12 protein-coding genes, 1 tRNA gene and 1 pseudogene are annotated in these 11,403 nt (G+C 59.0%); 8 read left to right on the forward strand and 6 right to left on the reverse strand.

The window, feature by feature from the left end; translation table 11 throughout:
- Positions 1-2: 2 nt before the first annotated feature.
- The 3 genes and pseudogenes from ACWIKB_RS22050 (at position 3) to ACWIKB_RS22060 (ending at position 2,409) form a co-directional block, all read left to right on the forward strand.
- Positions 3-1,108 (forward strand): annotated as a pseudogene (locus ACWIKB_RS22050) (extracellular solute-binding protein).
- A gap of 20 nt (positions 1,109-1,128) precedes the next feature.
- Complete coding sequence (locus ACWIKB_RS22055) at positions 1,129-2,247, forward strand: agmatine deiminase family protein (RefSeq protein ID WP_475269377.1); 1,119 nt, start codon at positions 1,129-1,131, stop codon at positions 2,245-2,247.
- 87 nt (positions 2,248-2,334) lie between these two features.
- Positions 2,335-2,409, forward strand: a tRNA-Gln gene (locus tag ACWIKB_RS22060).
- Positions 2,410-2,475: 66 nt separating this feature from the next.
- Here the strand turns inward: ACWIKB_RS22060 and ACWIKB_RS22065 are convergent.
- Positions 2,476-2,727 carry a hypothetical protein gene (locus ACWIKB_RS22065; protein ID WP_475269379.1) on the reverse strand — a complete coding sequence of 84 codons (252 nt, stop codon included), beginning with the start codon at positions 2,725-2,727 and terminating at the stop codon, positions 2,476-2,478.
- Between the two features lie 159 nt (positions 2,728-2,886).
- Between ACWIKB_RS22065 and ACWIKB_RS22070 the strand changes: the two genes are divergently transcribed.
- Positions 2,887-3,222: a hypothetical protein gene (locus ACWIKB_RS22070; RefSeq protein ID WP_475269381.1), complete on the forward strand. Its 336-nt coding sequence runs from the start codon at positions 2,887-2,889 to the stop codon at positions 3,220-3,222.
- Positions 3,223-3,412: 190 nt separating this feature from the next.
- Here the strand turns inward: ACWIKB_RS22070 and ACWIKB_RS22075 are convergent, their stop codons facing one another.
- The 4 genes from ACWIKB_RS22075 to ACWIKB_RS22090 all read right to left on the reverse strand — a co-directional run bounded on the left by ACWIKB_RS22075 (position 3,413) and on the right by ACWIKB_RS22090 (position 6,043).
- On the reverse strand, positions 3,413-3,586 hold the full coding sequence (locus ACWIKB_RS22075; protein ID WP_475269382.1) for a hypothetical protein: 174 nt from the start codon (positions 3,584-3,586) through the stop codon (positions 3,413-3,415).
- Entirely contained in the window at positions 3,586-3,822 is a 237-nt protein-coding gene (locus ACWIKB_RS22080) for a hypothetical protein (RefSeq protein WP_475269383.1), read from the reverse strand. Before ACWIKB_RS22080 ends, ACWIKB_RS22075 begins: the two co-directional genes overlap by 1 nt.
- Before the next feature lie 219 nt (positions 3,823-4,041).
- Positions 4,042-5,073: an NADPH-dependent aldehyde reductase Ahr gene (ahr, locus tag ACWIKB_RS22085; protein ID WP_475269384.1), complete on the reverse strand. Its 1,032-nt coding sequence runs from the start codon at positions 5,071-5,073 to the stop codon at positions 4,042-4,044.
- Between the two features lie 64 nt (positions 5,074-5,137).
- Complete coding sequence (locus ACWIKB_RS22090) at positions 5,138-6,043, reverse strand: LysR family transcriptional regulator (RefSeq protein WP_475269385.1); 906 nt, start codon at positions 6,041-6,043, stop codon at positions 5,138-5,140.
- 191 nt (positions 6,044-6,234) lie between these two features.
- On the opposite strand from ACWIKB_RS22090, the gene ACWIKB_RS22095 reads away from it, so the two are divergent.
- Entirely contained in the window at positions 6,235-6,675 is a 441-nt protein-coding gene (locus ACWIKB_RS22095; protein WP_475269386.1) for a DoxX family protein, read from the forward strand.
- A 52-nt stretch (positions 6,676-6,727) separates the two neighbouring features.
- Entirely contained in the window at positions 6,728-7,651 is a 924-nt protein-coding gene (locus ACWIKB_RS22100; RefSeq protein WP_475269387.1) for an NADP-dependent oxidoreductase, read from the forward strand.
- Between the two features lie 41 nt (positions 7,652-7,692).
- Here ACWIKB_RS22100 and ACWIKB_RS22105 read toward each other — a convergent pair whose 3' ends face one another.
- Positions 7,693-8,565: a LysR family transcriptional regulator gene (locus ACWIKB_RS22105; protein ID WP_475269388.1), complete on the reverse strand. Its 873-nt coding sequence runs from the start codon at positions 8,563-8,565 to the stop codon at positions 7,693-7,695.
- A 156-nt stretch (positions 8,566-8,721) separates the two neighbouring features.
- On the opposite strand from ACWIKB_RS22105, the gene ACWIKB_RS22110 reads away from it, so the two are divergent.
- Together ACWIKB_RS22110 and ACWIKB_RS22115 are read left to right on the forward strand one after the other, a co-directional pair.
- Positions 8,722-10,023: an NAD(P)/FAD-dependent oxidoreductase gene (locus tag ACWIKB_RS22110; protein ID WP_475269389.1), complete on the forward strand. Its 1,302-nt coding sequence runs from the start codon at positions 8,722-8,724 to the stop codon at positions 10,021-10,023.
- A 51-nt stretch (positions 10,024-10,074) separates the two neighbouring features.
- On the forward strand, positions 10,075-11,163 hold the full coding sequence (locus tag ACWIKB_RS22115) for a polyamine ABC transporter substrate-binding protein (protein WP_475269391.1): 1,089 nt from the start codon (positions 10,075-10,077) through the stop codon (positions 11,161-11,163).
- The last annotated feature ends 240 nt before the right edge of the window (positions 11,164-11,403 follow it).

Genomic DNA, 11,403 nt, shown 5'->3' on the forward strand with positions numbered 1-11,403 from the left:
TCATGCGCATCGCCAACCAACTGCTGCTCGCTGCCCTGACGCTGGCGTGTGCCACGCCATCACTGCACGCCGAAGAGAAAACCCTGCGGCTGTACAACTGGGCCGATTATTTTGCCGAAGACACTCTGAGCAAATTCACCGCCGAAACCGGGATCAAAGTGATCTACGACGTCATGGATGGCAGCGAAACCCTGGAAGCGAAAATGCTCGCCGGCGGCAGTGGCTATGACCTGATTTTCCCGGGCGACACGGTATCCGAGCGCCTGATGCGCGCCGGCAGTTTGCTGCCACTGGATCAATCCAAACTCACCGCTGTGGGCGACGTCGAACCCGGCTTGCAGAAACTGCGCAGCCATTACGAGTACTCAGGCAAAGCCACCGTGCCCTACACCTGGGGCACCATCGGCCTGACCTACAACGCCGAGCAGATCAAGCAGCGTCTGGCGGATGCGCCGGTCAACAGCCTCGACATGCTGTTCAAGCCGGAACTGGCGGCCAAATTCGCCGACTGCGGCATCTCGATGATCGACTCGCCCGACGAAGTGCTGGCGGTGGTGCTCAATTACCTCGGTCGCGATCCGCGCAGCGCCAAGCCGCAAGACCTGGCCGCGGCGAGCGACCTGCTGATGAAATTGCGACCGTACATTCGCAAGTTCCAGTCGCAACCGGTGACCGACCTTGTGAACGGCAATCTGTGCCTGTCCCTCGGCTACAGCGGTGACATGACTCAGGCGCAACGCACCTCGGACAGCGCCGGCAAGAACACTTCCTTCCAGTACCGCATTCCCCGCGAAGGCACCACGGTGTGGATGGACACCATGGCGATTCCGGTCGACGCTAAACATCCGGAGTACGCCTATGCGTTTATCAACTTCGTCATGCGCCCGGAGAACATGGCCGCCATCAGTAACTTCACCGGCTATCCGACTTCCAACGCCAAAGCGCGCCCGAGCGTCGATGCGGCGATGCGGCGATGCGCAACAACCCGGATATCTACCTCGACGAGGCCACCTATGCGCGGCTGATTCCCGGCAAGGACATTCCCCAGTCCGATATGCGCGCGCGGATGCGCACCTGGACCAAGTTCAAAACGGCCACCGCGAAATGACTTCAAAAAGGGAGCAACACATGTCGACGCGTCGTGAGTTCATCAAGCAGGTTTCGGTGGTTGCCAGTCTGGGTGCCGCCGTGTCCATGGGCCTGACGCCGTCGTTCCTGCAAGCGGCTACCTCGGGTATCTGGCACATGCCGGATGAGGGCGATAAACACCAGCGGGCCTTCATCGCGTTTGGCGCGCAGGAAGCCATTTGGGAGGATTTCACCGCCGATGTGCAAGCCGCCATTGGCCTGATCGCCCGCACCATCGCCCGTTATGAACCGGTGACCGTGTTCTGTCGCCAGCGCGAACGGGATCTGGCTGAAGAACATTGCGGCACCACCAACATCACCTACGTCATCACTGAACTCGACGACATCTGGATGCGCGACATCGGCGCCAACTTTGTCGTCGATGGGCAAGGCGAATTGGGCGCCGTGGACTTCAACTTTAACGGCTGGGGCAACAAACAGCAGCATCGCAAGGATGCGAAATTGGCGGCGTTGGTCGCCAACAATGCAGAGGCCGATTATCTGCGCAGCGAACTGGTGGGCGAGGGCGGTGCGATCGAAGTGGACGGCCACGGTACCGGAATCATGACCGAAAGCAGCTGGATCAACAGCAACCGCAACCGCGACTGGAGCAAAGCCGAGGTCGAGCAAGAACTGAAAGCACGCCTGGGTTTGCGCAAAATCATCTGGCTGCCGGGGATCAAGGGCAAGGACATCACCGATGCCCACGTTGATTTCTATGCGCGCTTCATCAAGCCAGGTGTGGTGATCGCTAACCTCGATAACGATCCCCAGTCATACGATTACAAGGTCACCCGAGCGCACCTGGAAATTCTGAAAACTGCCACGGACGCCGACGGCCGAAAACTCCAGGTGCACACCGTGTCGCCGCCGCTCAATCCGCGCCAGAGCAAGTTCAACCGCAACAACCCGGATTTTGCGGCCGGCTACATCAATTACTTTGTGATCAACGGGGCGATCATTGCGCCTGAGTTTGGTGACAAAGCGGCGGATGCCAAGGCTTTTGAGCTGTTGTCCGAGCTCTACCCGGACCGCGAAGTGGTGCAGCTCAACATCGATGCCGTCTCTGCCGGTGGCGGCGGTATCCACTGCGTGACCAGTCATCAGCCGTTCGTCTAGCAACAAGTGGCTGTTTTAAAACAAATTAATCTTGAGAGGGGGCTTCCCAGGAGGCGGGAAAGTTGATAAATTTCCGCCCGCTCTTGCAGGGGCGTCGCCAAGCGGTAAGGCAGCAGGTTTTGATCCTGCCATGCGTTGGTTCAAATCCAGCCGCCCCTGCCATATTCCTTATAGAAAAGGGGACAGATCGAATGATCTGTCCCCTTTTTTGTTCTGCATTGTCAAAGCTTATAGCTGATCAGGCTGCGTCAGCCACGTCCCCACCACGCGCCGATCCAGCTCTTCCCAATCCGCCATCCCCAACACCCGCGTGGTGTTCAAGCCGCGTAAATAGCCGCGTAACTGATGGGCCGTGGTGCGCACTCGATCCGAATCGGCGGCGTTTTCACTGAGCACGGTTTCGTACTCGACCAGGTATTCAGCCACCCGGTCACGGAACTCGGGCAGGACGGCATCGCGGATCAGGTCAAAAGTGCGCACGGGGAAATCCTTTTAGTTGTAGTCGGGCTGGCAAGCAGTCTGCACGCGGCGCAACTATTGGTTCAAGCAATAGTGACAATCAAGAATCACAAGTTCTGCTTTGCCGGGCAAACGTCGAAAATCGCCTCCATCGAAAACGTTGCTCAAGGAACATGTGCGATGAAGACACTGAGCCAACTGGCTGTCATGACGCTGCTGCTAGCCGGTTGCGCCTCCGCGCCTAATGACCCGACGCTGACCCTGCAGACGAAAAAAACACCTGCCGAATATGCTGATTGCATCGTGCCCAAACTTCAAGGCAACGCACTGGCCCCGACGGTCTCGCAAACCCAGCGCAGCTACCGGATCGTGGTGCCGAGCAAAGTCACGGCGAACAACGTGCTGGAAGCCTACAAGACACCGAGCGGCGGCAAGGTGTTTGTGTATGAGCGCCACTTGTTGGCGTCGAGCTTCATACCTTCAAGCTTCGAACGTGCCGCGCAGGAATGCCTGTAACCGGTCTACGCTTTTAACGATGCTCCTTTGGTTGGCCGCAACCAACCAATTTTTTGCCCCGCGTCCGGTTGGATCGCGGGGTTTTTTTTGCCTCAGGGATTGAGCAGGAAATAAAAAAGCGGCTCTGAATTCCAGAACCGCTTGGACTTATCGTTGGCATAGCGCGCAGTCAACTCACGGTCTTGACTCGTTACGCAACACGGTAACAAGAAGCCGGAGTGCCGGTTTGCGTCGCGGCGAAAAGTGCAGCGCTGGCGGTGGCGTATTCGTCCCACAGGCGCTGATCCTCGACCGAAGGCCAGGTGATTGCTTCGCCGTTGTCCAGGCCGGCGAGTGCGGCGTCGACGCAGTTTTCAGCGCTCATCACGGTGTCTTTTCCGAGGGCTGACAGTGGCACGCCGGAGGCGCCTTCGACACCTGGGTCATGGAGTCATCAATGGACGAGTCCGCCAGCGGGCGCAACTTTGCAAGGCCTGCATTATTGACCAGCAGTTGCACGCTGGCATCGCTGCTCAGGACCTGTTCCACCTTGGCGACATCCGCCTCTTTCTCGAGATCCGCGACCAGGCTCTGGACGCTGACGCCATAAGTGCTGGTCAATTTGTCGGCCAGCGCTGAGTGTGAACCGAAGGCCGATCAGCCGAACGTCGCCGAACCTGTGGCGAGGGAGCTTGCTCCCGTTGGACTGCGCAGCAGTCCCCTTCTTTTCAGGTAGAGAAGTGGGCCGTTTCACAGCCCAGCGGGAGCAAGCTCCCTCGCCACAAATGGCTCTGCGCTAACCCCACCGCTTAACTGACTGGCATTAGCGTGTGCACTTGGTTATTTACTGGCATCCAGCACCACGCGGTAGCGCGCCTTGCCACTGCGCAGGTGATCGATGGCTTCGTTGACCTGGCTCATCGCAAACATTTCTACCTGCGGCAGGATCTGATGCCGGGCGCAGAATTGCAGCATGGTCGCCGTGGTACCGGGCGAACCGACCGGCGAGGCGGACAAGGTTTTTTGCTGGGGAATCAGGTCAAACACGTGAACTGGAATGGCGTTGGGCACGACGCCCACAAAATGCAGGCGACCCTTGCCGCGCAAGGTGCCGAGCATGGCTGTCCAGTCGAGGTTGGCGTTGGCGGTGACCAGCAGGAAATCCAGGGTGCCAGCAATGGCTTTCAACGCATCACTGTCGGTCGAGGCGACCACATTGTGCGCACCCAGGCGTTTGGCTTCGTCGGCCTTGTTCAACGATGAGGTAAACGCCGTGACTTCGCAGCCCCAGGCGTTGAGGAAGCGCAAGGCCAGATGCCCGAGGCCGCCGATGCCCACCACGCCGACCCGGTCGGTGGGTTTGACGTCGAATTCCACCAGCGGGTTGAACACGGTCGAGCCGGCACAGAACAACGGTCCGGCCAACGCCGGGTCGAGAGTGTCCGGTATCGGCAGAGCCCAGGCCCAGTGCGAGCGCAAGCGGTCGGCGAAGCCGCCGTTGCTGCCGATGATGGTGGGTTTGGCGGTACCGCACAGGTGATGGGCGCCGCCGATGCACGAGGAACAATGCATACAGCTGCCCTTGTACCAGCCAATCCCCACCCGCTGTCCCACTTCGAGACCGCGTACCTGCGGGCCCACTCGCACGATTTTGCCGACCACTTCATGACCGGGAATAAACGGGTATTGACTGATCCCCCAGTCGTTATCGATCAGCGATTGGTCGGAGTGGCAGACACCGCAATACTCCACGGCTACTTCCACTTCCTCGTCCCCCAGCGGGCCAGGATCGTAGCTGAAACGCTCGAGTGGCGCGCCGGCCGCCGTAGCAGCCCAGCCAGTAAATTGGGTGAGTTCGGGATGGTCGCTCATGGGGTACCTCCTTATCGGGAAACGAGGTTTTTCGGCGAAACCAGAGAAGTGTAGCCGCTGCTGTTCAGGGCTCGCTGCTTTGTTGCACGAACCGATCAATCAACCACTTTGCGGCGGGCCCCGGTGGTTGATCACTGCGATAGATGGCGTCGAAGGCATAGATCCCGCTGGTGTATTCCGACAGGTTCAGGCGCACCAGCCGACCGGTATCCAAATCTTCCTGGACCATGGTGATCGGCATATTCCCCCAGCCAATGCCTTCACGCAGCAACATGTGTTTTGCTCCCAGATCGGCCAGGCGCCACGTTCGCGTACTGAGCACGGCGAAATCCTTGTCTTTGGTCAGTAACGAGCGATCAGACAACACCAATTGGATGGACTCGCGTCCGGCACCGGGCACATTCAGGTCCGTTGACGCCAGCGGGTGATGGGGGGCTGCCACCGGAATCAACTCGACGCTGCCCACCCCGATTCTTTCAATCCCATCAATCCCTTCATTCATCGGGCCGCTGACGCCGACCGCTGCGCCGCCGTTCAGCACCAGTTGGGTGACAGCGCCGAGCGCCTCCATATGCAGATGGAGTGCGACCGTAGGGAATTCCTCTCGAAATGATTTGAGCGCATCGACCACGCGTTCGGCAGGGAGCATGACATCAAGCACCAGATGAACCTCGGCTTCGAGTCCTTGCAGCAGGCCTTTGACTTTGGCGCGCAAACCATGGATGCCGTTGGTGATGGTTCTCGCCTCGGCCAGCACCGTCAGGCCGGCATCGGTCAATTGCGGTTTGCGCGTGGTATGGCGGTCAAACAGCGACACGCCGAGCTGCATCTCAAGGTTGGCGATTGAATAGCTGATGACCGACGTGGCCCGGTGCAGCTTTCTCGCCGCCGCGGCAAAACTGCCGACTTCCACCACTGTCAGGAATACGCGCAATTGGTCGAGTGTCGGTGTGCCGGGTTCAGAAATCATGGGTGTTTCCTTGAGCGCGTCGCTGAGCGGTCTGCACGGTTGTCTCCTCTGCTTATTAAGGGAGGTAGCTTGCCTGTTTTTTCGAACCTAATGATCTAAATTAGTCAGCTATTCAGGTTAGCTGGCCTGGCGCAAGATTTCCTCACTGCAGCGATTCACTCCGAATCGCGCAACATTGAAGGAAATATCCCATGTCTCAATCTGCAAACATCGCTCATTCAACCACCTCTGAACAGAGCCGCTCTGACGTCACCCAAGCTTCGGCATCGCTGATTGGCCGTGTATTGCTCAGCGCCATATTTATCCTGTCGGGTGTGTCGAAACTGGCTGCCCCGGCCATGATGATCGGTTACATCGGCTCTGTAGGGCTGCCGTTTCCAACCGTGGCCCTGGCACTGGCGGTTATTGTCGAGATCGGTGGCGGTTTGGCGCTGATCGCCGGCTACCGCGCTCGCGCCGTAGCCTCTGTGTTGGCGCTGTTCAGCGTCGTCACCGCCCTGGCGTTCCATAGCGCACTGGCGGATCAAAACCAGTTCATTCACTTCTTCAAAAACATCGCCATGGCTGGCGGACTGTTGCAAGTGGTTGCCTTCGGCGCCGGTCGTTTCAGTCTGGATGCTCGTCGCCGCTGATTGGCGGCGTCATGCAGCCCACATCACCTGTCTTTGAAGAATGGAGGCTACTTTGAAAGCTATACGCGCTTATGAATACGGCACCCCTGAGGTGTTGCGCCTGGAGGAAATCGCCGACCCCGTTGCGGGGGAAGGTGAGGTGCTGATCGATGTGGCCGGTGCCGGGGTCAACCCTATTGATTGGAAGATACTGTCCGGGGCGAAAAAAGCATTTATCCCACTGCCGCTCCCGTTTACCCCGGGTGTGGAAGTGGCCGGTACAGTCGTCGCGATGGGGCCGGGAGTGACCGGGTTCAACGTCGGCGATGAAGTGTTCGGTTTCATCAACATCGTCGGCGGCTATGCCAGCAAAGCGGTTGCCCCTGTTTCAAAACTGGCCCGTAAACCCCGCTCGTTGAGTGCGCTACAGGCCAGTGCTGTCCCGGCGGCCGCCCTGACGGCATGGCAGGCGCTAACTGAGCACGCTGGTGTGCAGCGGCGGCAGAAGGTGTTGATCCACGCCGCCGCTGGTGGCGTGGGGAGCATGGCGGTGCAGATTGCCAAGTACCTGGGCGCTGAAGTCATCGCCACCGCGTCTGCGCACAATCATGCCTACCTGAAGAGTATCGGCGCGGATCAAACCCTCGACTACACCGCCCTGGCCTTCGAAGAGTGGGTGTCTGGTGTGGACGTGGTGCTGGACCTGGTGGGTGGCGAAACACAAAACCGCTCGTTTGCGGTGCTGAAACGAAACGGCATGCTGGTCTCGCCGGTGAGCGCCCCGAGCATGTCCCTCGCCAACGACTATGGCGTGAATCCCATGCACTTCGCCACCCGGTCGGACGGCCAGCAGCTTTCACTGATTGCCGAGTTATTCGACAAGGGACGCCTCACGGTCGACGTGGAAACCTTCGCCTTGAGCGACGTGAAAGCAGCCATCGAAAAGAGCAGGGGCGGGCATGCTCGCGGCAAGATTGTTCTCGATACAACCAAGTGATGGGGCGTGACGAAACCAGGCCAGTGGTCAGAAGGATCTGACTAACCGGCCTGCTGCGCAAACCACTGCATGATCACCGCACACGCCGGATGGGTCGCCGCCGACGGCTGTGGGCACAGCGAATAAATCCCCCGCGTCTTCAATGGCTGACCAAACGGCACCACCAGCACCCCGCGATCCAGTGACTCTTGGGCCAGGGTCAAATCCGTCATCGCCACCCCCAATCCCCGTGCCGCCGCATCCAGCGCCAACTCGTCCAGGTTGAAGGGGATGTGCCGGTAATCCTCCAGCGATTTGCCGCCATTGGCCGCCAGCCAATCGATCCATGCCTGCTTGTCCGCCGAGCGATGCAGCAGGGCGAAGCGTACAAGATCGTCCATCGAATCCAGTGGGCCCAGGCCCGGCGCGCACACCGGCACAAGGGATTCCTCGAACAGGGTCAGGCTGGCGGGATCGTTCGACGGTTCGGGCAGATAGAGGATGTAAGCGTCGCTGTCGCTGGCCGGTTCGACGATCTCCGTGGCCACGGTTTCGATAGACAGGGAAATCTCCGGGTAGCGCATGTAGAAGTCGCTCAGCTTTGGCAGCAACCAACGAACCGCCAGGGACACGTGCATGCGGATGCGGAAGGGGCGCTTTTGCGGGGAAAGTCGATCCTCCAGGGTTTTCAGTTGCTCCAGGATCTGGCGCGCACTGGCCAGCACCTGTTCGCCCTCCACGGTCAGTTGCAGGCTGCGGCTGCTGCGGACGAACAGCGGCACACCGAAGTGACTCTCCAACTGCTGGATTTTGCGGCTGACCGCGCTTTGGGTCAGGCAGAGCTTTTGTGCCGCTTGGGTGAAGCTGCCCGAATCAGCGACCTCCACCAAAGCCTGAAGGCCCTGAAGAGAAGGGACGTGGCGAATTTTATCCATGCGTTTTATGAATAGCCCGATGATTTTATAACGTTGGTTGTATCACTACAGACCTTATAAATTCTAGCTCTGGCTGCCGTCATCTTAAAAGGCTCATGCGCCTACTGCATGTAGCGTCAGGTGCGGCTCGCCGAACGACAGTCAATGAGGTGATGCATGGAAAATATATGTGGCTGGATTGCGCAGGCGGGAAACGCCCCAGTCCGAGATCGCCTGACCGGTACGCAAAAAGCCGATTGGCTGGTCATCGGTGCCGGTATCACCGGGCTGTGCGCCGCTCATTCACTTGCCGAAATGCACCCTCAGGCGCGCATCGTGATTGTCGACCGGCAGCGCGCGGCGCAAGGCGCGTCGGCACGCAATTCGGGGTTTGTCGTGGCCCATGAACATCCGACCACGGATGAGCTCTCGGGGCATCCGGGCTTCGCCGGTTATGAAGTGGATACCGCGATCTCCCGCGCTGCCAGCGAGGAAGTCCGCCAGCGGATTGCCCGACACGGCATTGAATGCGACTTGCGGGATGCCGGTTATTTCTTCGCCGTGAGCGATCCGGCCAAGTTGACCCACGTCGAAGCCAAGCTGCAAACGCTGCACGCCGTGGGCGCCTCAGCGCAGTTTCTGGAAGGTGAACAACTCAAGCAAAAACTCGGCACCGGGCATTACCAGGCCGCGATCTGGTGCGGCAACGGCAACGGCTTGCTGCAACCGGCCAAGTATGTGAAGGGCTTGCTCGATGCGCTGCCGCCGAATGTCACCCTCTATGAAAACACCGATATCACCGGGCTGGAACGTTCAGCTCAAGGACGAGTGCGTGCCCGAGGTATAGAGGGCAGCATCGAGGCGAAACAGGTGCTGGTGTGTCTGAACGCCTTCATTCCACGTTCGGGGATCGCCGACAGCGGGACGTTCCCGATGGAGCTCAGCGCCAGCCTCACACGACCGTTGACCGCCGATGAGTTCAAAGCGATTGGCAGCGTCGAGCCCTGGGGCGTGCTGTCTACCCGGCCACTCGGCGCCACGGTGCGGCTGACTCCGGATCGTCGCGTGATGATCCGCAATACCGCCGAATACCGCTCCCGGGATTTATCCAACAGTGATCTGCTGCTGCGCAGAAAACATCACGCGCTGGGTTTGCAGCGCCGGTTTCCGTGGCTGACCGAACAGGACATTCGATTCACCTGGACCGGTCACCTGAGCGCCTCGCGTTCCGGGCAACCGTTTTTCGCCAAGGTCGAGGAGGGCGTGTTTGCCGTGGCCGGCTGCAACGGTTCGGGCGTCGCGCGGGGCACCCTTTGGGGACGCTTGCTCGCCGAACTGGCCTCGGGCGCCAGTTCGCCATTGTTGGCGTCGGTGATGCAAAGGGCCCAACCCGGCTGGCTCCCACCCAAACCATTTCTTGATATAGGTGCCATGCTGCGCATGCGCGTGGAGGCGGTCAGGGCCAGAACAGAAATCTAGAAAACCGGCTATCACACACAAAAAAAGCTCTTCAAAAGAAGGTGATCGAACATGCGCTTCAATCCTGTTTCCCTGGCGGTCTTACTCACGACGTTTTCGGCGGTCACTTACGCCGACGAACAGGTCAATATTTCCAACTGGAGCGGCTACATCGCCGACGACACCTTGCCCAGTTTCACCAAGGAAACCGGGATCAAGGCGACCTACGACATCCACGACAGTAACGAAGTCCTGGAATCGAAGTTGATGACGGGCAATACCGGGTACGACGTGGTCAGCCCGTCGAACCATTTCTTGTCACGGTTGATCAAGGCCGGGGCAATCCAGAAGCTGGATAAAAGCCAACTACCGAACTGGAAAAACCTCGACCCGGCGCTGATGAAAAAACTCGAGGTCAACGACCCGGGCAACCAGTACGGCTATCCCTACATGTGGGGTACGGCGGGCATCGGCTACAACGTCGAGAAAGTCAAAGCGATCTTCGGCAACACCGATGTCACCCATTCCTGGAGCCTGTTTTTTGATGAGAACAACATCAAGAAGTTGAGCCAGTGTGGCGTGGCGATCATCGATAACCCGACGCAGATCCTGCCGATCACCCTTAATTACCTCGGGTTGCCGCACCATAGCCACGAACCGGCGGATTACGCGAAAGCCGAGCAGGCGCTGCTGAAGATCCGGCCGTACATTCAGTACTTCCACACGTCCAAGTACGTCAGTGACCTGGCGAACGGCAACATCTGCGCGGTGATCGGTTTCAACGGTGACATTGTCCAGGCCGCCGCCAGCGCCAAGGAAGCCAAGAACGGTATCGACATCGCCTATTCGATCCCGGACGAAGGCTCGACCCTGTGGATGGACATGGTGGTCATGCCCAAGAGCGCGCCCCACGAAAAGAACGGCTACACCTACATGAACTACCTGCTTGAGCCCAAGGTGATTGCCAACATCAGCAGCAGCGTGCATTACGCCAACGCCAACCTGGCGGCGGATGAGTTTGTTGCCCAGGACGTGAAGCAGGACGCGGCAATTTATCCGCCGAAAAGCGTGTTGGAAAAACTGTTCACCGTGGAAGACCTGCCGCCCGCCATCGCACGGCTGACGACACGTCTATGGAACAAGCTGAAGACCAACACCTAAAACCGCTTTCGCGAGCAGGCTCGCTCCCACAATGGATCACCGACGAACACAAAATTTTGTGTGCACAACCGATCCTGTGTAGGAGCGATGCTTGCTCGCGAAGAGGCCCTCACAGCCAACAAGCTGCTTTGCCGGTAGGCGCTTTCCAGAGCTGACCCCGACCCCCGTAGGAGCTGCCGAAGGCTGCGATCTTTTGATCTTGCCTTTAAAAATCAGATCAAAAGATCGCAGCCTTCGGCA

The sequence above is a fragment of the Pseudomonas sp. 5Vm1k genome (assembly GCF_056161485.1).

Bases quoted from the DNA above. Each gene is read 5' to 3' on its own strand.
- ACWIKB_RS22095 (WP_475269386.1), top strand. From the start codon at position 6,235: ATGTCTCAATCTGCAAACATCGCTCATTCAACCACCTCTGAACAGAGC.
- ACWIKB_RS22075 (WP_475269382.1), bottom strand. From the start codon at position 3,586: ATGAGCGCTGAAAACTGCGTCGACGCCGCACTCGCCGGCCTGGACAAC.
- ahr (WP_475269384.1), bottom strand. From the start codon at position 5,073: ATGAGCGACCATCCCGAACTCACCCAATTTACTGGCTGGGCTGCTACG.
- ACWIKB_RS22110 (WP_475269389.1), top strand. From the start codon at position 8,722: ATGGAAAATATATGTGGCTGGATTGCGCAGGCGGGAAACGCCCCAGTC.
- ACWIKB_RS22090 (WP_475269385.1), bottom strand. From the start codon at position 6,043: ATGATTTCTGAACCCGGCACACCGACACTCGACCAATTGCGCGTATTC.
- ACWIKB_RS22070 (WP_475269381.1), top strand. From the start codon at position 2,887: ATGAAGACACTGAGCCAACTGGCTGTCATGACGCTGCTGCTAGCCGGT.
- ACWIKB_RS22055 (WP_475269377.1), top strand. From the start codon at position 1,129: ATGTCGACGCGTCGTGAGTTCATCAAGCAGGTTTCGGTGGTTGCCAGT.
- ACWIKB_RS22105 (WP_475269388.1), bottom strand. From the start codon at position 8,565: ATGGATAAAATTCGCCACGTCCCTTCTCTTCAGGGCCTTCAGGCTTTG.
- ACWIKB_RS22115 (WP_475269391.1), top strand. From the start codon at position 10,075: ATGCGCTTCAATCCTGTTTCCCTGGCGGTCTTACTCACGACGTTTTCG.